Origin of the sequence: Kocuria soli, from assembly GCF_003797835.1 — a bacterium.
GTDB lineage: Bacteria > Actinomycetota > Actinomycetes > Actinomycetales > Micrococcaceae > Kocuria > Kocuria soli.
The window spans coordinates 36,477-57,530 of record NZ_RKMF01000017.1 but is presented as its reverse complement, the minus strand read 5'-3'; the positions used below and the strand labels follow the sequence as shown (position 1 = coordinate 57,530).

Here is a 21,054-nt window from a genome sequence, read left to right as displayed (position 1 = left end):
GTTCACCGGCCGTTTACTCACCCTGGCATTGCACCTGTAGCAGTCAAGCTGAGGCCGACGACGGTCACGCCCGGGAGATCCGGGAGGCCTCGGCCACCTGCTCGTTGGTGGGGCGTACGCCGGTGTAGAGCACGAACTGTTCGGCAGCCTGCAGCGCAATGACCTCAGCTCCCGTGATCACGGGCTTTCCTGCCGCACGGGCAGCGGTGATCAACGGGGTTTCGGACGGGAAGGCCACGACGTCGAAGATCGTGGCAGACCGTTCGACCACATCCTGCGGGACAGCAAGTTCGTGTTCGGCGGGACCACCGGACATGCCCACCGGGGTGGCGTTGAGGATCAGCGAGGCATCAAGACCGTCGGCGTCCGGGGCCCACGAGTTGCCGTACTGATCTGCAAGAGCCCTACCCGTCTGTTCATTGCGTGCAACGACAGTCCCCGGGCCGAATCCCGCATTCGTCAGGGCAGCGACGGCAGCCTTGGCCATACCACCAGCTCCCAGGACCGCGAATGACCCTCGGGGCACTTGATGGGATTCCAGCAGGTTGTAGATCGCCTGGTAGTCGGTGTTGTAGGCCGTGAGGTGTCCGTCGTCGTTGACGATCGTGTTCACGGACTGGATGGCCGCGGCGGACTCTGCCATGTGGTCGACGAGCGGGATGACCGCTTCCTTCCACGGCATGGACACAGCACATCCGCGGATGCCCAAGCCCCGGACGCCCGCAATGGCCTGTTCGATGTTCGTGGGGCGGAACGCCTTGTAGACATAGTTCAGGTCCAGCACCTCGTACAGGTAGTTGTGGAACCGGGTGCCGATGTTCGTGGGCCGGGCGGAGAGCGAGATGCAGAGCTGGGTGTCCTTGGTGACGTCGCGCATGGGTCCAGCTTGCCACGTGGACATTTCCGCTCGTAGCAGTCTTGGGGTCGGTGGTGTTATCAGGTCCGTGAATCTGTCAGACTCCGAAAACAGGCAGAACAGGGCGGATGGCCCGGACTACCTGGGAAGCCGCGTGAGCAGTCGTTTCCTGATCTTCCCCCGACTCGAATTCTGCGATCTGGATACCTACCACGTCGCCGTCGGCAAGTACGGTCAAGCCAGCATGGAGGTCATCCAGGGTCAGCCCGTTGCCCACGACGTAATCTGTGGAGACAGTACCCGGTTCCAACACATCGCAATCCACGTGGACATACACCGGTCGACCCGCAACTGCTTCACTCAGCCGACGAGCGAAGTCCGGACCGGGTGGCACCACCGGGATGCCGTGCTCGGTGATCATGGTCAAATCGGGAGGATCAATGTCCCGCACACCCGCCAACACCACCTGTTCGGCCGGGATTCCTTCTCCGAAGCCGCTGTCCCACCAGCCAAGGGGGGAGTGGTCACGACGGTTCCTTTCGGCGAGCTGGCTTCACCCGGAACGGGCCTGGCACGAGCCATACAAGACCCACAGAGCACACCACACCTTGACCCACGCCAAGCTTGCGATGTGTTGTGCTTTCTTGCTGCGCTGACGCATGTTGGCCGACTTCCGCATCACCGACGGAACAGCACGGAGATCTGTGCTCCAATAGCGACGTGTCCGCAGTTGGTGTCGTATCGTCCGTCCTTCCGCTGGCCCTGTTGTCGGCTGTCAGCCCCATGGTGTTAGTCAATGCGACCACCCTCCAGGTCAACGACAGCGCCCGGGCCACAGTCCGGTACACCGTCGGCATGTTCGCCGTCGTCACGGTGATCTGTGTGATCGGGGCCGGGTTGCTCGGTGCAGCATTCACGTCGTTCGTGGAGCGCGAGATCGTCTCAACCGGCGTAGACGTCGTGTTGGCCGCAGCCCTGATCGGGTACGGCATTCACCTGCTCCGGCAGGACCGCAACCCACGGCGGCAAAGCGACGGAAACTCGGGCTCCACCATCCGCGGAGTGATCGCCATGGCCACCAACTTCACGTCCATACCGTTGGTCCTGGCTGCCTCTCAGCACTTGGGGGCCTCGAATTGGAGTGTGTGGACGGTTGTCCCGGCGCTGGTCGTAGTCGCCGCCCTAACCTGCGCCCCCGCGTGGCTACCGATCGTCCTGGCCCGCACATTGCCGGGAATGTTGACCAAGGTCCAGGCCCGCCAAGCGAACACTCGGCGCGGGCTCGGGTCCAAGATCTCAGGGGCGCTGCCCGTGGTCACCTGCTTCCTGGGCGCGGCAGCGCTGATCGCCCACGCCGTCACTCACCTGTGAGCGAGGCGCCCTTCCATCAACGGCCTCTTTCACCGCGGCTCAAGAATCAACCCAGGTCAATCCCGTCGCGGACGAATTCCGCCCCGGACCGCACCACGTTGGCGGCCAGCGGGATCTGGTGGGAGGCGCTTTCCAGGATGTGCATGAGATAACCGGCCGTGTTCGGCAGGGCAATCACGTCCCCCACGTCAATGCCGGCCGGGAAGCAGATGCGACGACGCAGGATCAGCTCGGCCTCGATGCAGTAAGCGCCGACCAGGAATGCGCCGTCGTTTCCGTTCCATGCCTCCTTGTGCGAGGCCCCGCGGGCCTGCGACCCGGTCCGGACCAGGACAGGGTCGACCAGGAAGTCCGCGGACGTGGACCGGCACTGGGTCCTGTTCATCTCGAGGCCCACGATCGGCACACCGTCGCTCGTGTGCTTCCGGAACACCACTCGCGCCAGGGTCAGCCCACAGCCATCGAGCATGGACCGTCCCGGTTCGCAGCGCAGGGTGATTCCGCGTTCGTTCAGGGCCTGGGCCACGGTCACCCCTGGCGCGATCTGCGTCGTCAGGACCGCGTCCAACCACTCCCCGCGAACGGGTGACTGGTGGTACGGATACACGTCCCGCACCCCGGTCAGCCGAGGCCCCTCCGAATGGTCTTCCACCCTGAGCCCCAACCCGTCGCCGCGCCACGTCTGGGTGGTACCGCCGTCCAGCAAGTCAGCTTCGTGCTGTTCCCAGAAGGTGGCCCACTGTTCGCCGTCGTTCAGGTAGGACATCGGCACGCCCCCGCCCATGTCGATGAACGACGGCGCGTGGCCGCCCTCGCGCAACCGGTCGATGAACTCGATGGCTTGGGTGAGCGCCACCGCACGGTCCCGTGCCGAATACCCGTGCAGGTGGAAATGGATCCCGTCCACCCGCTGTCCCGCGGCCTCAAGCGGGTGGTCGTCCAGGAAGGAAAGCCAGGTCTCCGCGGATTCCCCGAAACGTGTGGGGGCCAGTCCTTCCGCGGGCTCCGGCGCCATCCTCAAGACCACCGGTGACGGCGCAGGCAGCCCGGAACTCACCTGCTGGGCCAACAGGGCCTCGTCCAGGTTGTCCAGGGCCACCGGTACACCGCGTTCCATGGCCAGGCGTAGCAAGCGCTCCGGTTTGACGGCCGCCGTGAGGATGATGTCGGCCGGGCTCATTCCGAGGTCCAGGACCTGGCGCAACTCACGTTCGCTGGCGACGTCGATCCCGTGCCCCAGGTCCTTGACCGCTTCCACCAGCCCCAAAGTCTTGTTGGCCTTTCGCGCGACGAACACTCGGAGGGGCACCCCGTGACGCGCACCGGACTGCACCATCTCCGCCGCATTGCGCTGAAGGGGTGTGAAGTCGTGGACGTTGACCGGACTGCCGTAGGTGCGGAGCAACCGGTCGCATTCTCCCGGGTCCGAGAGCAGGTCGCGCATCCAGGGTTCGAGCCTGGCGGCCAACGGCGGGGTGCCGTGCGCGGCTGCGCGGAGCGGATCCGTGGCCATCTGTTCCGTGAGCATTGTGACCTTCATTCCGCGGGCGCGGTAGTTGGAGCGGCTGCCGCAATGCTGTCCGTCGGGCAGGTGGCCCCGCGTTCGGTCAGCACTTGAACCACGCGTTCGGCCCAGCGTTGCGGCTGCGGGTGGAGGGACCGGTTGAGGGTGTCATGACCGATCACGTAGTCCTCGGTGGCACGCCCAAGGAGCGACAGCCCCGCAACGGCTTCACCCACGGCATCAACGGCCTGCCCCGATTCCGTCACCCGGGCACCGCGCCGACCCGAGGGCACACTGAGCACCCCTCGCTCAAGCAGGTCCCGGTACAACGGTTGCTGTGACCCGCTGACGCCGGGAGGGGCCAGCACGGCGTCAACCACGACGTCCGGCTCCGGGTCCTCGTCGGACGGGCCGTGCACGCCGTCGCCGTCGATGGTGACTCCCGCACGCATCCAGGAAAGGTCGATGACGCCCGCCTCGACCAGGGCCAGGATCTTCCGTGCATTCACCAGGGGCGGGCCGAAGGCGAACCTCTCCATCGCCCGTGCAAGAGCCGAGAACTCCGCCCACTCCCGTTGCTCGAACTCCCGGAAACTCAGGTTTTCGACGATCGCCGGGTACAGCCCGGCCCAGGCCCGCCCGAGGGCCCAGGCCGGGCCTGTCGACTCCGGGTGTTCGGCCGCGCGGACACTCATGGCCAGGACACGTCGGGCCCGGTCCAGCCGCTCGGATTCCGGTGGACCGCCGTTGCGCAACGTGTAGGAGATCTGCCATTCGGCATCCGATGAGGCTCTGATGGTGCGTTGGTGCAGAATGCTGACCGCCGTTGACTCGACACAGGCCAACACCTGGGACATCTCGCTCGATGCCCGCAGGCGCACGCGCGCCTCGACCAGCAGTGCCTGGACGTCCTCCGGAACGCCACCCACCACCGGCTTGGCGTCCAGCAGGAGTCCGTCTCTGGACACGGGCAGGATCCGTGCCGGTTCGTTCCCGGCACGGAGGTACGTGAACCGATCCTGACCCCGGTCGATGAAGACACCACCCCGGCCCTGCGTCAGTGCCAATGCGGCATCCACGAACGTCAGCGCGGCCCCCCGAACTGCCACGGTGGACCCCGACGGCACCTGGTCTTCGCCCAGGTTGTTCTCGACCGGAAAGACCGCCGGAACCAACGGGGTCGGCGAGCGCCATCCGTGCGACAGGGCCCCGGCGTGGTCGTCGTCGTGTCCGGTGCACAGCAGGACCTCGTGGTAGGGCCCGTACCCCCGAGAGTCCGCCGTGTTGAGGGTCCAGCTGCTGCGTCCATGCTGCGTGAGCGCGGCGGGCTCGGCCGCAACTACCCGCTTAAAGACATGGTCAACCTCCGCCACGGTTGCCATACGGCGTTCCACCACCGCCCATGCCGTGCGCAGGTACCGTCCGACGTCGGCTCGGGGCGGGTAGGTCTCCCGGTGCAGGTGCGGTGCGTTCACCGCGGCCCACCCGAGGAAATCCGGGACCAGGCGCCCCGAGGCTCCGGGTTCGTGGACGTCCACGATCTCAGAGGTCACGTTGAGCCGCAGGAACTCCGGTTGCTCGGGCGAATAAGCGGCACCCACGCCCGGAGAGGGATTGCCGTCGAACACGGTGATCTGCACGCGGGGCTCGTCCTGCGTTCGCTTGGACAGCCGCCGACTCAGGGACTCCAGCGCGAACAACGCCTTGGGACCGGAACCGACGACGGCGATCCGGAACGTCGCGCCGACTGCCGGCTCCACCTGCGCCGCACGGTTCAACTGTCTGCCCGACCGGGGAACGTCAGTCACGATCGGTTCCATCGTTGGTGGGCAGCCCCGCGATCTCGTCCATCGTCGTTTCGATCTCCTCGGGGGTCAGGCCCAGGTTCTCCCGCACCCAGTCGTCGTCGTACACGGTCTCCAGGTACGGCAGGCCGCCGTCGTGAACCATGACGGCCAGGCGACTGAGGTGCGGCCGTTCCCGCAACACCTGGGCCGTGGCACACACGACGCCCCCGGTGGAGGCACCGGCCAGGATTCCTTCGCGCTGAGCGAGTAGGCGGGCACCGGCAATGCATTGGCGTTCACTGACCCGGATGACGCGGTCGGGCCTGACCTCCCGTGAAAGGTCCGTGACGAATCCGGCACCCATCCCGGGCAACAGGCGTGCCCCAGGTGTACCACCGAACAACACGCTGCCCACAGCGTCCACGGCAACAAGTTCCGTCTGCATTCCGTGCTCGGTGATGTAGCTCTGGCATCCGCCGATGGTGCCCGTGGTGCTGCACGCGGCCACCATGACGTCCAGCTGCCCTCCCGTTGCCTCGGCGATCTCTCGCATGGTGCCGTCACAATGTGCGCGAGCGTTGGCGGGATTCCCGTACTGGTACAGGTTGACCGAACCCGGAATCTCTTCGAGCAGCTGCCGGACTCGCGCAAGTCGAGCGGTGAGCAGATCACCGGTAGCGGGGTCTGGTTGGTCGACCACCTCGATCCGCGCACCCAGTGCCCGGATCGCAGCCACCGTGGAGCGGTTCGCGCGCGAATCGACGACGCAGACGAAATGGACATTGCGGAGCGTGCAGGCACGGGCCAGTGAAATGCCCAAGTTGCCTGAACTGGACTCAATGACCGTGCCGCCGGGGGCCAGAACGCCGCGGTTCAGAGCATCGTCCAGCATGGACACGGCCGGCCGGTCCTTGGCACTCCACCCGGGGTTCATGGACTCCACCTTGGCCAGAACCTCAGTGCGAATCTCTGCGCGGGGAAACAGTCGAGACAATCGGACCAGCGGCGTCGAGCCGACCGCCGCGCAGAGATCGTCCACGATGGGACTCCGTGAAATGGACACAGCTATAAGCATACTGCGTATTGCGTCAGGTCGCTGGTAATCGGTGTTCCACTAGGATTCCTTCTCAGCCCCGCAACCACCCCTTTGAGGAGTCGACCGCATGACCGTCCGCCCCGTCGTCATCACCGGTGATCCGGTGCTGCACCGCCCCGCCGGCAAGGTCACCGCCTTTGACGACTCCCTTCGCGAGCTGATCGCCGACATGCACGAAACCATGGACGCCGCTCACGGCGTCGGGCTGGCGGCACCACAGATCGGCGTGGGGCTGCGGATTTTCACCTTCGTCTTCTCCAACGACGACGACGCCCCGGACCGCGGCGAGATCATCAACCCCGTGCTGACGGTGGGCAAGATCTCCGAACAGAGCCCGGACCCGGACGAGGAATCCGAGGGCTGCCTGTCCGTCCCCGGACTGAGTTACCCGCTCAAGCGGGCCGACTGGGTCAAGATCGCAGGCTTCGACCCCCACGGAAACCCCATCGCATGGGAGGCCACCGGCTGGTTCGCGCGCGTCATGCAGCACGAGTACGACCACCTGGACGGCAAGTTGTACGTCGACCGTCTCAACGCCAAGTGGTCCAAGAAGGCCAAGAAGACCGTTCGCGCAGAAGGATGGGGACGCGCCGGGAACACCTGGCAGCCCGGGGTCGACGAGGACCCCTTCGGCCACGACGAGTAAGCCCGGGTGGGGCTAGCCCTGTTCGGGCAGCACCACGGTCAGTTCCCCGGCCTTCTTGGCGCTCGGCTCGGCGAGTTCCACCGTCCACCGCTGACCTGCCACCGCTCGGAGGTCCTCAGCGGTCCGAACCGTCGCTCCCTGCGCTTCGTACCCGATCAGGTGACGTGCCAGTTCGCCGCGGGTGTGCTTGGCATTGTGCGACACGACCTTGCGTCGGCCGTGGACCGGTTGCACCACCTTGACCGTGACGGTGTTCTGTTTGGGTGCGTCAAAGGCGGATGCGTAAGTGGACGAACGGCAGTCCACGATCAGCTGTTCGCCCGCCTCTCCACCGAGGACCTCGGCCAGATGCGGCTTCCAGTAGGTCGACATCTTCAGGCCTCCCGATTTCCCCAGGCCACGCAAGGCCGTTGAACCGGACAGTCGATAGGCGGGGATCCGGTCGGTGGGTCTCAGCGCACCCCACAACGCCGACATGATGACGATGCTCTGTTCTGCTGTTGCCCGCTGAGCCGGAGTGAACGAGTTCCGGGACAACGCGTCGTAGAGAACTCCGTTGTAGACCTCCAGCGCAGGAGCCGTGGGGGCCGAGCTCAGGTTCTGGTTCCTCAGGACTTCCTGCTCCAAGGAGGAGCCCACCCCCAACACGGTCATGGCGTTCCTCTGACCGCTGACCTTGACCAATGCTTTGAGTGCACGTTCCCGGGCAGCCGTGAGCTGCGGCCAGGAGAGCTCGGCCAGGTTCACAGGATCGCCCGTCGTGGGGGCCGTCTTGGTTTCTGAGGGGGGAAGGAGGATCAGCACGCGCTCGATCCTATCCATCCACCCCAGCGGGTAGACTCCTCGGCTGGACAGGACGGCCGGGTGACCGCGCGACGCCGGACAACCGGCGTCGCGAGGAAAGTCCGGACTCCGCAGAGCAGGACGGTGGGTAACGCCCACTCGGGGTGACCCGCAGGAAAGTGCCACAGAAAACAGACCGCCCGCGGCGATTCGTCGTCGTGGGTCAGGGTGAAAAGGTGGGGTAAGAGCCCACCAGCACACCGGGTGACCGGTGTGGCTCGGTAAACCCCGTCCGGAGCAAGGTCAGACAGGACACGTTGGAGGGCTGCTCGCCCGAGTGTCCGGGTAGGCCGCTCGAGCCCATCGGCAACGGTGGGCCTAGATGGATGGTCACCGCCGCGTCCCGGGCAACCGGGCGTGTGCCCAGAATCCGGCTCATAGGCCGTCCTGTCCCCCGCCCGCTTCTCTCCCGCCCGCGACCACACCGCTGATTGCGACCACACCGCGCATACCCGGTGTGGTCGGCAGGAAACGGTGTGGTCGAGCGGTTCCCAGGTCGGGTCAGCCCGCGAAGATCGCCCCGCAGGACGGGCAGGTGGAGACCTCTGCCGGGTCGGCTTCCACCTCCGCCAGTTCGGCGGGGCTCATCGCGGAACCACACGAACCGCAGGTGACCCCGGTGCGCGTGGTGGCCGCCGTGCGGATGGCGTGGCCTCCCGTGCGAATCTTTTCGTAGCGGGCCAGGAGCGGTTGGTTGTCCACGGCGGCCAAGGCGGCGTCCCTCTCCCCCACCAATTGGGCGTGTTCCGCCTGCATGGCAGCGCCACGCTCCTGCGCCGCCGCCACCAGGTTCTTGGCTTCGGCGTCCGCAGCCTGGAGCTTGGGCAGGACGGCCGAGCGCTCGGCCCGGAAGGACTCCAGTTCCTGGGTGGCGGTGGCCAACGCAGTCCGGGCCTTCTCCACCTGCGTGGTGAGCGATTCGATCTGGCGCTGCAGCGCGGAAACCTCCTTGGCGGATCCGCCGGCGTCGCGCCGCTGCCGATCCTTCTCCAGCCGCGCCAGAACGTCGTCGAGCTTCTGTTGCGCAGCCGACTCGGACTTCTCCAGGTCCGCACGACGCGCGTCCAGCTGCTTGGCCGTGTGCACTGCGGCCTGGCGGCGCTTCAACGCGGCCACCAGCTGCGGCTCCTGCTGGAGCGTCTTGAGAGATTCGGACAGGGAGGTCATGCGTGCGTCGCGCCGCTGCAGTTCCAGCAGTGCCGCGTAGTTCTCCGAGGTGGCTCGGGTCATCGTCTGTCTCCTCCGGCCGTGTGCCGTGTCTTGTGTCGTGCCGAAATCTCTTCAGCGATCTCAGGTCCAGCGGTCCTGCGGCTCCGGATGCGGACTGGGCACCCGGAAGTCCCACGGATCCGTGCGTCGTTCGGACACCAGGACCTCGACGTCGTGACCGCGCCCCCGGAGCGCCTCCTCGAGAGCAGCCGCCCCCACGGGCACCCACAGCCACTCGCTGGCCGCGTGGGACAGGTCGATCAGACACAGGCCGTCGTCGCCCCCGTGCATGGCGGCCTCCCGTGCCTCCGACACCGGGTGATGCCGCAGGTCCGCCGTGACGTAGACATCCGCTTCCGTGGCCGCGACGTCGTCGAGCAGCGACCCGCCGGCGCCCCCGCACACGGCCACGGTCCGGATCTCTCGGTCTTTCGGCCCCGCCACCCGTACGCCTTGCGCGGTGGGAGGAACGACGGCAGCCAAGTGCCGGGCGAGGTCCTCGAGCGTCACGGGCTCATCCAGACCGCCGATCCGACCGAGCCCCGTTGCGGGGTCCTCTGCCAGCGGCTGCAAGGGGCGGGCGCGTGAGACCCCGCAGGCCTGGATCAGGACCTCGGACACTCCCGACTCGGCGCTGTCGGCGTTGGTGTGGCAGGCCAGCAGCCCGATCCGGTTCTCGATCAGTTCGTGCACCAACCGGCCCTTGTAGTGATCTGCGGCCACCGAGCTCTGCCCACCGAGCATGAGGGGGTGGTGGGTCAACAGCAGGTCGACGTCCAGGTCCACGGCCTCCTGGACCACGGAGGACACCGGATCGACCGCCACCAGGATGCGCCGCACGGGGGCATAGGGACGCCCCACGACCAGCTCGGAGGCGTCCCAACTCTCCTGGCTCCGGAAGGGCCACAACGCGTCGGCCACCTCGACCACGCGAGCGACCGTCGCCACTGCCTGGGGATGAGTCGGCACGCCGTCAGCACCGGGGTTCCCGGTGGCGATGGACGCATCGGCACGGACGAGGTCATCTCGATCAGCCGTCATGGCTTCATCCTACGAGCGGAATACGCGGGGCGGGTGCTGTGTTGGAGCCACACGTGAGACCAACGACTTTCGTTCTTGCAGGCGGGTGCTTCTGGTGCCTGGACGCGGTGTACCGCATCACGCGCGGTGTGACGGACGTGGTGTCCGTCTACACCGGTGGCCACACCGGCCATCCCGATTACCACAGCGTGTGCACGGGAACCACGGGTCACGCCGAGGCCGTCGCCGTCACGTTCGACCCCGACATCGTCTCCGAGGACACCATCCTGGACATCTTCTTCACCGGGCACGACCCCACGACCCTGAACCGTCAGGGGCACGACGTCGGTACGCAGTACCGCTCGGCGATGTTCCCCGCGGACGCCGAGCAGGAACAGGTGTTCGCCAAAGCGATCGAACGCGCCCGGCCGCTGTTCGAGGACCCGATCGTGACCACGATCGAGCCTCTCGGGACGTTGTACCCGGCGGAATCCTTCCATCAGGACTTCTACGCCAAGCAGCCGTTCAACGGGTACTGCCAGGTGGTCATCAACCCCAAGCTGTCAAAGGTCCGTCAACGTTACGCCGAGTTTCTGGAACCTTCCTTACTTGGTGGTAACGACGGGTGGCCCCGATAGCCTGGCGGAGATGGGGTCCGCGCATTGATCCAGCGCACCCGCAGAGCATTGCAGGCACACAGGCACGTCGAAGGACACGAAAGGAATCACCCCATGGGCAAAATTTACGAAAACGTCACTGAGCTGGTCGGCGGCACACCCCTGGTCCGGCTGCAGGAACTGGACAAGGACCTCCCGGGCGACGTGGCGGTCAAGCTCGAGTTCTACAACCCCGCCAACTCGGTCAAGGACCGCATCGGCAAGGCGATCATCGACGCTGCTGAGGCCAGCGGTGAACTCAAACCGGGCGGAACCGTCGTCGAAGGAACCTCCGGCAACACCGGCATCGCCCTGGCCATGGTGGGTGCTGCCCGCGGCTACAAGGTCATCCTGACCATGCCGGAGACCATGTCCACCGAGCGCCGGGCCATGCTGCGCGCCTACGGTGCGGAGATCGTCCTGACCCCGGGTGCGGAAGGCATGCGTGGTGCAGTCGACCGTGCCCGCGAGATCGTCGAGAACACGGAGAACGCCGTCCTGGCCCGCCAGTTCGAGAACGAGGCCAACCCGAAGGTGCACTACGAGACCACCGGCCCGGAAATCTGGGAGGACTCCGAAGGCAAGGTGGATGTGTTCGTCTCGGGCATCGGCACGGGCGGCACCATCACCGGCGCCGGTCGCTACCTCAAGGAGCAGAGCGGTTCGGTGCGCCTGGTCGTCGTCGAGCCCGCGGACTCCCCGTTGCTGACCGAGGGCAAGGCCGGCCCGCACAAGATCCAGGGCCTGGGCGCCAACTTCGTCCCGGACGTCCTGGACCGCGAGATCTACGACGACGTCTACGACGTCACGATCGACGACTCCATCCGGGTGGCTCGTGACCTGGGCACCAAGGAAGGCATCCTGGGCGGCATCTCCTCGGGTGCCATCGTCTGGGCGGCCCTGGAGGAAGCCAAGAAGGAAGAGAACCGCGACAAGCTGATCGTGGCCGTCGTGTGCGACTTCGGTGAGCGCTACATCTCGACCATCCTGTACGACGACATCCGCGGCTGATTGCACCCTGCGCCTCCGGACCGGATTCGATCCTGGTCGGAGGCCACGGGCCAGCGACAGGACCCGCCATTTCTTCGCCCCGCCTGCCGGTAGGGTCAAGGGGGTGGCGGGTTCGTCCATCCCGCACGTGATCGGTAAACCACCCGCGACTCGGGTACCCCCCCCCAGCGGCAGCACATGGCCGCCCATGATCAAAGGAGTGACGTGAGCTTTCTCGGCAGACTGCGTGAGGATCTGGAGACCGCGCGCAATCATGACCCCGCCGCTCGCACGGATCTGGAGGTCGCCTTGAACTACTCCGGTCTGCACGCCATTTGGTTGCATCGGCTCAGCCATCGTCTCTGGGAACGCGATTCCACCCGTGGCGCCGCTCGCACAGTGTCCCAGCTGGGCCGATTCCTGACCGGCGTGGAAATCCACCCGGGTGCCACGATCGGCCGGCGGTTCTTCATCGATCACGGCATGGGCGTGGTCATCGGCGAGACGGCCGAGATCGGCGACGACGTGATGCTCTATCAGGGCGTGACCTTGGGCGGGACCTCCTTGGCCAAGGTCAAGCGGCATCCCACGATCGACGACGGCGTCACGGTCGGGGCCGGCGCCAAGGTCCTGGGCGACATCCGCGTCGGAGCAGGATCGGCGGTGGGCGCCAACGCCGTCGTGGTCAAGGACGTCCCGGAGGAGTCCGTGGTCACGGGGATCCCGGGCAAGGTCCGCGCACGCACCCCGGACAAACAGGAGCCGCTGGTGGACCCTGCTGCGTACATCGACCCGGCCATGTGGATCTGAACACCGAACCCACAGACTGCACCCCGATGTGAGTTGTCCCGCCCACGAACGTTCGTGGGCGGGACAACTCGCATCCGGACTGCGATCAGACGCTCGCTCAGGAGGTCTGGACCTCGCTCCGGTCACCGCTCCACAGTGTGTGGAAGGTGCCTTCGGCGTCGATCCGACCGTAAGTGTGGGCACCGAAGTAATCGCGCAGCCCCTGCGTGAGCGCCGCGTTGAGACGCGGGCGACGCAGGCCGTCGTAGTAGGCCAGGGACGAGGAGAACACCGGCGCGGGGATGCCACGTTCGGTGGCCTCCACGACGACGCGGCGCCAGGACGGCAGGTACTCCTCGATGACGTCCCGGAAGGCCGGAGCGAAGAGCAGGTTACGCGGCGAGGCCCCGTCCTTGTACGCAGCCATGATGTCTTGCAGCAGCTCGGCGCGGATGATGCACCCGGCGCGCCACAGAGAGGCGATGACGTCCAGCTTGAGATCCCAGCCGTGTTCCTCCGAGGCGGTGCGGAGCATGTCCAGCCCCTGGGCGTAGGCCACGAGCTTGGAGCAGTACAGGGCACGGCGGACGTCCTCGATAAACGCCTCGTCTCCCACGGTGTCGTTTTCGCGGACTCCGGCTGCCAGTGTCTCCTGCGCTTCCAGCCGGGTCTCACGTTCGGTCGAGGACAGTGCTCGGGCGAACACGGACTCGGCGATGGCGGTAACCGCCGAACCCTGTTCCAGAGCCGACATGACCGTCCAGGTACCCGTGCCCTTCATCCCCGCAGCATCCACGACGACGTCGACCAGCGGCTTGCCGGTCTTGGCGTCCACCTGCTTGAGCACCTCGGCGGTGATCTCGATCAGGTAGGAGGACAGCTCGGTCTGGTTCCAGTCAGCGAAGGTCTTGGACTGCTCGGCGGGTTCCAGTCCGGCCACGTCGCGCAGGAGTTCGTAGGCCTCACCGATCACCTGCATGTCCGCGTACTCAATGCCGTTGTGCACCATCTTGACGAAGTGACCGGCACCGTCGGTACCGATCCAGGCGCAGCAGGGCGTGCCGTCGTCGGCCTTGGCGGAAATGTCTTCGAGCAGCGGGCCGAGGGACTCGTAGGACTTGGCCGAGCCGCCGGGCATGATCGACGGCCCGTTGAGCGCGCCTTCTTCACCGCCGGAAACACCGACGCCCACGAAGTGCAGGCCCTTCTCGGCCAGTGCCGATTCCCGGCGGATCGTGTCCGGGAAATGCGAGTTGCCGCCGTCGATGATGATGTCGTCGGCGTCCAGCAGCGGGACCAACTGGTCGATCACGGCGTCGACCGGGGCTCCGGCCTTGACCATGATCAGGATGCGGCGCGGCTTCTCCAGGGAATCCACGAGTTCCTGCAGGGTCTCCGTGCGGATGAAGTCACCTTCGTCCCCGTGCTCGGCCAACAGCGCATCGGTCTTTTCGACCGAGCGGTTGTGCAACGCCACGGTGTGACCGTGGCGGGCCAGGTTGCGAGCCAGGTTGGCTCCCATCACCGCAAGTCCGGTGACACCAATTTGCGCTTTTTTCTCTTCAGCCATGCGGTCAGCCTATCTCCGGATCAACACCGGTTCGATGCAATGTCGGGGTGAGCGAGGCGTGAGATCCGCCTACTCGGTCACTTCCACGACGCCGTGGGCTCCCCGCTCGGCGTCGGTCATCACGTGGTTGACCACCGGGTAGTTCCCGGCCTCGTCGAATTCCAGTTCGACGAAGCCGCCCTGAGCCGCTTCCAGGCCCAGGGCCTGGGACCCGCCGCCGGATTCGCCGAAGGCGTCCGTACCGTCCCGGAGTTGGTAGCCACCCTCCTTGTAGACCGTGTCGAACTGGTCCCCGACGATGTGGAAGCTGAACGGTCGGTTCGGTCCGGCGTCGAGCACCCAGAACCGGACCCGCTCCCCGACCTTCACCTTGAACGGCTCCTGGTCGTACTGGTTGGCCACCCCGTTGAAGACCACGAACGTGGGTTCCTGCCCTTCGGCCACTGCTGCGGCGTTGACGGGGTTGGCGTCTTCCTCCCGGGCGCCGTCGCCGTCCAGGTAGACCTCGGACTGGACCAGGACGTACTCGTGATCCACCTCCGGCAGGCCCTCCGGGTCGATGATCACGGCACCGTGCATCCCACCCGAGATGTGGGCGCTCATGGGCATGGTCGAACAGTGGTACATCCAGATCCCGGACCGGTTGGCCGTGAACCGGTAGACCAGCTTCTCCCCCGGGGGAATGGTGCGCATGTTGTCATCCGGCGCGACCTCCCCCGCGTGGAAATCCACGGAATGGCCCATGGACCCGTTGTTGACCAGGGTCACCTCGAAGGTGTCACCCACCTTGCCGCGCAGCGTGGGTCCCACCCCGGAGCCGTTGAACGTCCAGCGCTGCTGCCACACCCCCGGGGCCACCTCCAGCGGGACTTCCGTGACTTCGAGCGTGACTTCGTGGTCGGCCTTCTCCGTGCCGTCGGTGACTTCCGCGGGTTCGAGACCCGGATTCACGACGTCGGACAGCTCAGCTTCCGGATCTGCCGCGGCTTGGGAGCCACTGGCCTGGGCACCGTGGTCCATCCCGGCCATGGAACCCCCGGCGGACGGGTCCGTGTTCTGCGCCGCGACGCCACCCGCGCCGGCTCCGTCGCCTTCCGGGCCGCCCTGGACATTGAGGTTGAACACCATGCCCATCTGGCGGTGCCCCGCGACCGTGCACCACCCTTCGATCGATTCCCGGACCACGCCCAGGTCCAGCTCCTCGCTCTCCTGGTACCGCAGGCGCTGGGTGCGCTCCGAGCCCATCTGGAGGTCGTGGACGTTGGCCTCGTCCTGGTTGGTCAGTTCGATGATCACGTGATCCCCCGCGGTGACCGTGGCCGTGTTGGGGGTGAAGCTCATGTTCACCGCGTCGACCTGCAACCGCACGGTCTCGCCCGTCGGTGCCACGTCCGTGTCCGAGGTGTTGGACGATCGGCCAACGGCCTGCAAACCGGCAGCACCGGGGTCCACCCCGATGCCCACGGTCACCGCCAGGACGACGGCCGCCACACCGGCCAGTGCCCCGGAGCCCGTGAGTGACCTGGGCAGGTCGGGCTGCCCGGCCTTGGCCCGAGCACCTGCGGCAGCGGCACCCGCACGGTCGGCCACCGCGTGGGGGCGTCCGCCGTCGGCCTTCTCCTGGGCCATGGCCTTACGTTCCTGGACCGCCGCCTTGATGCCCAGCACCATGAGCGGCAGGAAGGAGGCAAGACCTGCCAGGACCACCACGGAGACGGCAACCTTCGCCCAGGACGGGATGGGCAGCAACCACACCGCCAGGCCCAGATTGATCACCGTGAGGCGCGCGCCCGCGTAGCGGTCCAGCCAGGCGGCACCCGCCTTGAGGACGCGCGGGCCGCCTCCCAGAACGGAGGGCAACAGGTAGCTCATGGCCCCGGTGACCAGTTGCAGCAGGAACCCGACCGCCCAGACGCCACCGAGTTTGGGGTAGGCATCGGCCAGGCTCACGTCGTCGAGTCTCAGGACGGCCCATCCCGTGGCCAGACCGGCGATGCAGAACCACACGATCGCGGCCGCGATGGAAGCCGAGGCGAACTCCCGCGGCGGACGCTGGAGCATGGGTGCGATCAGGCTCCGCGCCCACCAGGCCAGGCCGATGGCGTAAAGGCCCAGACCCACGACGGCGACTGGTCGCCACCCGAGAAGAGCCCCCGTGAGCACCACCGCCAGAGCAGTGAGCAGGACGGGCAGGGACTGTTTGGCCAGCAGCTCGGCGCGGGGGTCCATGCGGGTGCGTAGGACCGTGGGCCAGAAGGTCACGAGGGTTCCGACGACGGTCAGGCCGACCCAGCCCAGCAGCATGGTCATGGTGTGGGCGATCAGCAGCCTGGAATGCCAGGTGTCCCCCAGCCCCCAGGCCAGCGCTGCACCGAATCCCGCACCGATCGGCATGCACGCCGCGGCGGCGATGTAGTACCGCACGACCACGCGGAAGCGCATGGGCAGCGCACGCTTGAGATCCCTGATCAGCGTCGCCGCATGCCAGATCACCGCTGCCGAGACCGCGACCACACCGACGGCGACCAGCCACCACTGCACGGACGGCACACCCACGAACACGGCCAAGGACCCGAGGGCCAGTAGTCCGAGCCTGCGGTTCTGCTGTGCCACGGCGTTCTCGTCCGCGCGGACCTTGAGCAGAGTGGACGCGAAATAGGCGCTCCAGACCATGATCGAGTGCGTGATGATGCCCAGACCCACCAGGTGGATCAGCAGCCAGGAAGCCGAGGGGATCCACACGTGGGCCAGGGACACGATCACCGCCATCCCCGCCCATGCCACAACCGCAAAGTCACGCCACCCGCGCCGCCGCCTCATCCGGCTGCTCCGTCCTGCGCGGGAGTTCGGCCCACGCCCTCGTTCTCGTCGGCGTTCGTGCCGCTGTCCGTGCCGTGGTCGTCTTCGTCGTCGCGACCGCCGTTCGCGTCCGTCGCCGATGTGCGGCGCCGTCCCGACCGTGAACGTTCACCGGATCGTGCGACCGAGAGGACCGCGGTCACCGCGAACAGGAGGATGCCCACCACGGTGATCACTCCCCCGGTCTGCCACAGTTCATCGACTCCCACGACGTCACCCATGGCCCGGTAGAGCGTGCCCAGGTGCAGGATCACCAGCGGCCCCCACATGACGGACCGGTACGGCAGTGGCCTGCCCAGAACGGCGGGGAAGATCGTCGGGGCGTGGGCCATGATCATGGAGAACGCGAAGCCGAGGAACACCCCGTGGATCACCAGGTCGTAGGTTCCCGTGGTTTCGGGTCGCCCGGCGATCATCCACGTGAGACCGGCCACCGCCAGCCACAGGTTGCCGGCCAGCAAAGCGGCTCCATTGAAGCGCCGGAATCCCGAAGTCCGGATCATGCGACGGCCGACGTCGTTGCGGATCAACCACACCGCGGTGAGCAAACACACCGCACCGAGCAGCCGAGCTCCCAGGTCCGGCCAGAGGACGGCGCTCGTGGCAGCCAGACTCAACGCAGAGGTAATCAGCAACAACGTGGGAATGGCGCGCGGACCGATCGAGAGCTGTGCCAGCTCGGCGCGTTCGGAGGCGATGGTGACCACCAGGAAGGCCACGAGCACTGGCAGAAGATTCGGCACCGCGGTGGTGAACCACAGTCCGGCCCCCAGAGCGAGCAGCAGCGCCCCCGTCACTTGGGTCGCCACCAGGTCTGCGCGCGTTCTTCTCCACAGAGCGATCATGACGGTCAGGAACGCAACGGCCCCTTCCAGTACCAGAAGTTTCCCCAGCAGGACCGGGGCACCCAGGATCAACAGGACCGATCCCAGGCCGAGAAGTGCGGGAGCGACCAGGGCCAAGGGGTGACGCATGGCCTGCGCACGTTCCAGGGAGATCACGGTGCCAAGGAACCCCAGAACCATGACGGGCCCGTGCAGATCGCCGATCCGATCACTGTCCACCGGCGCCCACAGGCCGAGCCTCACCAGGCCCGCGTTCAATCCCGCCAGAAGGCTCAGCCCGCCCAGCACCAACAGCGCGGTGCGCGCACGACGCAGGCGGAGGGCTGGAGGGCGGGGGGTTGGATCCACACCCTCGATATTAATACACAGGCATCTGTATTAAATCGTGTACGGTGCTGCCATGCAGCAACTCGGCACCGGCTCCACCTCCCCTGCCCCGCAACCGACGCCCGCCCAGATGCGCGTCCTCCGAACGGTCGGGGCACTGGGGGGAAGGGGCGTTCGGCACGCGGACGTTGCCGATTCGGCGGGCGGCCATCCCAACGCGGTGCGTCCGCACCTGGATGCACTCACCCGCGGCGGATTCCTGACAGTCAGCGAGGTGCGCAGCGGCCACCGGGGTCGACCGCCCAGGGTGTACGACATGACCCCGGCCGGACGCACGCTGCTGACCCGCAATCCCGTGGGTGACGGCGGGGCACTCGTGGGGGCGCTGACCTCGTTCCTGGTCGATTCCGGGCACGGCCCCGACGACGCCCGTCGGGTCGGCGAGATCTGGGGAAAGGCCCTCGACGACGACGCAGCTCACCGCACGCCTCCCCCGGTGGTTGACGGCGTGACCGACGACCCCGGGGTCTCTCGGGTCCTGGACGTGATGGATTCACTGGGCTTCGATCCCGATCACGAATCGACCGGGCACGGTGACGGTCACACCGTCACGCTCAGGTCCTGTCCCATGCTCGACCTGGCGCAGGCCAACCCCGAGTTCGTGTGCCGCATCCACGAAGGCCTGATCACGGGTGTCCTGGCCCGATCCGGGACCGTGGCGCAGGTCCGTCTGCAGACACTTCTGGACGGCCGAACCTGCCGCATCCACATCGAGCCCGAGGCTGTCTGAATTCAGTTCCCGGGGCGAACGGTGAGGCACTGGGAGACGGCGCCCACGGGCCCTTCGTCGTCGTGAATGACCGCGTGCGTCAGCCCCAGCCCGGTCGGCCCGAAGGACACGGAAATGTCCAGCCCCACCCAGGGGCCCACGGGCTCGCGGAACAGGTGCGCCGTGAGGTCGAGATTCGGGAAGGAGACCTTGGTGTTGTCGGCCCGCGTCGCCACGCCGTTCATGACGTCCACCAGACCGAGCAGTCGCGCGGTGGGGCTCACGGGTTCCCCCTCGATCAGCGGCAGTTCGGTCGTGATCCACGCGGTCGCCCGTCCTGGCGCGTGTTCGGTCCTGCGGCCCTTGATGGACGCGATGAACCCTCCGGGCCACATCTCGGAACCGTTCCACTGCGGGAGTTCGAACGGCGGATCCACCGGCTCCAGTCCGGTCCCGGCCAGCTCCTCCGTGGCGTAGCGGTCCATGAGCCAGCCCCGGGCGATCACGGCGTCACGCCCGCCGTGCGACAGTCGGGCCTCGACCAGTTCGATGGTCCGTCCGGGGCGCAGCACGTTCACGGTCACGTCGATCTCGCCGATGGGAAAGGTGCCCAGGATGTCGTAGGAGACCCTGCCCAGCTGCAGTGCGTCGTCGCGCCTCGCGTCACGGTCGGTTTCGATGGCGTGTGCCAGGAGTCCAAGCGACGGGGCCACGTGTTGTTCCGCGGGGTTCCAACCTCCACCCACGTGCTCGGTGGCGCGGAACGTCGTCGCCCCGATGCGCTGGAAGTAGGCAACAGCTGAGGATTCTGAGGGTGTCGCGGTCATACTGACCATGATCACCCAGTGCCCGCCTCCGGGCACGCAAGTCATCGAAAACACGTGGAGGGCGCTTCCCATGACCGACCGCAAGCTCGTTTTCCTGGACGTCGACGGCACGCTGGTGGATTACCGGAACACCATTCCCGCGTCGGCGGTGGATGCCGTCCGGGAGGCGCGCGGACGTGGGCACCTGGTCTTCCTCTGCACGGGCCGCAGCAAGGCCGAGGTGTACGACGAGCTGTGGGAGATCGGTCTGGACGGGCTGGTCGGCGGCAACGGCAGCTATGCGGAGTATCGCGATGAGGTGGTGCTGGAACAGACCATGACCGCGGAGCAGTGCCGCCGGGTGGTGGACTGGCTGCACGAACGCGGCCTGGAGTTCTACCTGGAATGCAATGCAGGCCTGTTCGGCAGTGAGAACTTTGAAACGGCGGCTCAGCCGACCATCCGCAACTACGTGCGCGGCAAGGGGACGACCGACGTCGAGTCCCTCACCGTCCGGGACGTGTTCCCCGACATGATCTTCGGCGCCGACTTGTACCGGACCGACGTCAACAAGATCAGCTTCATCCTGAGCTCCGTCGAGGACCATCACGCCGCCACCCGGGACTTCCCCGACCTGCTCTCGGGGACGTGGGGCGGGCGCGGTGCCGCGGCCTTGTTCGGTGACCTGGGCGTCCCGAACATCTCCAAGGCCTACGCGATCGAGCGCTTGGTGGAGCACGTGGGCGCCCGGGTCGAGGACACCATCGGTTTCGGCGACGCCACGGTGGACATCCCCATGCTGGAGGTGTGTGGTCTCGGGGTCGCGATGGGCAACGGGAGCGAGGAGATCAAGGCCGTGGCGGGCCATGTGACGGACGACGTCGAGGCGGACGGCCTGGCCAACGCCTTCCGGCATCTGGGGCTCGTCGGCTGAGACTCGAGCCGTGAACTTCCTCCGAGGAAGCCTGATGAGTCGTGGGCCCTACCGGGATCGAACCGATGACACCTGCGGTGTAAACGCAGTGCTCTACCAGCTGAGCTAAAGGCCCTGATGCACGGTTCCGCTCGACGGACTGTCGTGGTGAACCTGCGCGGGAGACTCTACCGGACC

The 21,054-nt window shown here is 66.8% G+C and carries 19 protein-coding genes, 1 tRNA gene and 1 other RNA gene; 8 read left to right on the top strand and 13 right to left on the bottom strand.

Annotated features, from left to right (window positions below; genetic code table 11):
• Positions 1–64 precede the first annotated feature (64 nt).
• Both EDL96_RS12150 and EDL96_RS12145 read right to left on the bottom strand, forming a co-directional pair.
• Complete coding sequence (locus EDL96_RS12150; protein ID WP_123826504.1) at positions 65–877, bottom strand: shikimate 5-dehydrogenase; 813 nt, start codon at positions 875–877, stop codon at positions 65–67.
• Between the two features lie 76 nt (positions 878–953).
• A complete protein-coding gene (locus EDL96_RS12145; protein ID WP_123826503.1) occupies positions 954–1,337 on the bottom strand; it encodes an arginase family protein in 384 nt (127 codons plus the stop codon).
• A 239-nt stretch (positions 1,338–1,576) separates the two neighbouring features.
• On the opposite strand from EDL96_RS12145, the gene EDL96_RS12140 reads away from it, so the two are divergent.
• Positions 1,577–2,227, top strand: a complete 651-nt coding sequence (locus EDL96_RS12140; protein WP_123826502.1) for a hypothetical protein — start codon at positions 1,577–1,579, stop codon at positions 2,225–2,227.
• 46 nt (positions 2,228–2,273) lie between these two features.
• Here EDL96_RS12140 and EDL96_RS12135 read toward each other — a convergent pair whose 3' ends face one another.
• The 3 genes from EDL96_RS12135 to EDL96_RS12125 are packed head-to-tail and all read right to left on the bottom strand — an operon-like array spanning position 2,274 to position 6,557.
• Complete coding sequence (locus tag EDL96_RS12135; protein ID WP_233568876.1) at positions 2,274–3,755, bottom strand: type III PLP-dependent enzyme domain-containing protein; 1,482 nt, start codon at positions 3,753–3,755, stop codon at positions 2,274–2,276.
• Between the two features lie 8 nt (positions 3,756–3,763).
• On the bottom strand, positions 3,764–5,539 hold the full coding sequence (locus EDL96_RS12130) for an FAD/NAD(P)-binding protein (RefSeq protein ID WP_158609612.1): 1,776 nt from the start codon (positions 5,537–5,539) through the stop codon (positions 3,764–3,766).
• Positions 5,532–6,557 carry a pyridoxal-phosphate dependent enzyme gene (locus EDL96_RS12125; RefSeq protein WP_233568875.1) on the bottom strand — a complete coding sequence of 342 codons (1,026 nt, stop codon included), beginning with the start codon at positions 6,555–6,557 and terminating at the stop codon, positions 5,532–5,534. The genes EDL96_RS12130 and EDL96_RS12125 overlap by 8 nt, the downstream gene beginning before the upstream one ends.
• Before the next feature lie 124 nt (positions 6,558–6,681).
• On the opposite strand from EDL96_RS12125, the gene def reads away from it, so the two are divergent.
• Complete coding sequence (gene def / locus EDL96_RS12120) at positions 6,682–7,260, top strand: peptide deformylase (protein ID WP_123826498.1); 579 nt, start codon at positions 6,682–6,684, stop codon at positions 7,258–7,260.
• Positions 7,261–7,272: 12 nt separating this feature from the next.
• Here the strand turns inward: def and EDL96_RS12115 are convergent, their stop codons facing one another.
• Complete coding sequence (locus tag EDL96_RS12115; protein ID WP_158609611.1) at positions 7,273–8,064, bottom strand: YaaA family protein; 792 nt, start codon at positions 8,062–8,064, stop codon at positions 7,273–7,275.
• Between the two features lie 48 nt (positions 8,065–8,112).
• On the opposite strand from EDL96_RS12115, the gene rnpB reads away from it, so the two are divergent.
• Positions 8,113–8,497, top strand: an RNA gene (gene rnpB, locus EDL96_RS12110) — RNase P RNA component class A.
• A gap of 107 nt (positions 8,498–8,604) precedes the next feature.
• On the opposite strand, the gene EDL96_RS12105 is transcribed toward rnpB, so the two are convergent.
• A complete protein-coding gene (locus EDL96_RS12105) occupies positions 8,605–9,333 on the bottom strand; it encodes a zinc ribbon domain-containing protein (RefSeq protein WP_123826494.1) in 729 nt (242 codons plus the stop codon).
• Between the two features lie 60 nt (positions 9,334–9,393).
• Complete coding sequence (locus tag EDL96_RS12100) at positions 9,394–10,353, bottom strand: Nif3-like dinuclear metal center hexameric protein (RefSeq protein ID WP_123826492.1); 960 nt, start codon at positions 10,351–10,353, stop codon at positions 9,394–9,396.
• Positions 10,354–10,406: 53 nt separating this feature from the next.
• Here EDL96_RS12100 and msrA point away from each other — a divergent pair, with 53 nt between their 5' ends.
• The 3 genes from msrA (at position 10,407) to epsC (ending at position 12,788) form a co-directional block, all read left to right on the top strand.
• Positions 10,407–10,970, top strand: a complete 564-nt coding sequence (msrA, locus tag EDL96_RS12095; protein WP_123826490.1) for a peptide-methionine (S)-S-oxide reductase MsrA — start codon at positions 10,407–10,409, stop codon at positions 10,968–10,970.
• A gap of 93 nt (positions 10,971–11,063) precedes the next feature.
• Positions 11,064–11,999 carry a cysteine synthase A gene (gene cysK / locus EDL96_RS12090; protein ID WP_123826488.1) on the top strand — a complete coding sequence of 312 codons (936 nt, stop codon included), beginning with the start codon at positions 11,064–11,066 and terminating at the stop codon, positions 11,997–11,999.
• A gap of 204 nt (positions 12,000–12,203) precedes the next feature.
• Complete coding sequence (gene epsC / locus EDL96_RS12085; protein WP_123826486.1) at positions 12,204–12,788, top strand: serine O-acetyltransferase EpsC; 585 nt, start codon at positions 12,204–12,206, stop codon at positions 12,786–12,788.
• 97 nt (positions 12,789–12,885) lie between these two features.
• Here the strand turns inward: epsC and gndA are convergent, their stop codons facing one another.
• The 3 genes from gndA to EDL96_RS12070 form a co-directional block, all read right to left on the bottom strand.
• Positions 12,886–14,337 carry an NADP-dependent phosphogluconate dehydrogenase gene (gndA, locus tag EDL96_RS12080; RefSeq protein ID WP_123826484.1) on the bottom strand — a complete coding sequence of 484 codons (1,452 nt, stop codon included), beginning with the start codon at positions 14,335–14,337 and terminating at the stop codon, positions 12,886–12,888.
• A 69-nt stretch (positions 14,338–14,406) separates the two neighbouring features.
• Entirely contained in the window at positions 14,407–17,157 is a 2,751-nt protein-coding gene (locus EDL96_RS12075; protein ID WP_123826482.1) for a multicopper oxidase domain-containing protein, read from the bottom strand.
• Entirely contained in the window at positions 17,154–18,389 is a 1,236-nt protein-coding gene (locus EDL96_RS12070; protein ID WP_199732608.1) for a hypothetical protein, read from the bottom strand. The genes EDL96_RS12075 and EDL96_RS12070 overlap by 4 nt, the downstream gene beginning before the upstream one ends.
• Positions 18,390–18,441: 52 nt before the next feature.
• Between EDL96_RS12070 and EDL96_RS12065 the strand changes: the two genes are divergently transcribed.
• Positions 18,442–19,158, top strand: a complete 717-nt coding sequence (locus tag EDL96_RS12065) for a helix-turn-helix transcriptional regulator (protein WP_123826480.1) — start codon at positions 18,442–18,444, stop codon at positions 19,156–19,158.
• Between the two features lie 2 nt (positions 19,159–19,160).
• On the opposite strand, the gene EDL96_RS12060 is transcribed toward EDL96_RS12065, so the two are convergent.
• Complete coding sequence (locus EDL96_RS12060; RefSeq protein WP_123826478.1) at positions 19,161–19,964, bottom strand: thioesterase family protein; 804 nt, start codon at positions 19,962–19,964, stop codon at positions 19,161–19,163.
• A 70-nt stretch (positions 19,965–20,034) separates the two neighbouring features.
• On the opposite strand from EDL96_RS12060, the gene EDL96_RS12055 reads away from it, so the two are divergent.
• Positions 20,035–20,877 carry an HAD family hydrolase gene (locus EDL96_RS12055; protein WP_123826476.1) on the top strand — a complete coding sequence of 281 codons (843 nt, stop codon included), beginning with the start codon at positions 20,035–20,037 and terminating at the stop codon, positions 20,875–20,877.
• Between the two features lie 42 nt (positions 20,878–20,919).
• On the opposite strand, the gene EDL96_RS12050 is transcribed toward EDL96_RS12055, so the two are convergent.
• Positions 20,920–20,992, bottom strand: a tRNA-Val gene (locus EDL96_RS12050).
• Positions 20,993–21,054: the final 62 nt, after the last annotated feature.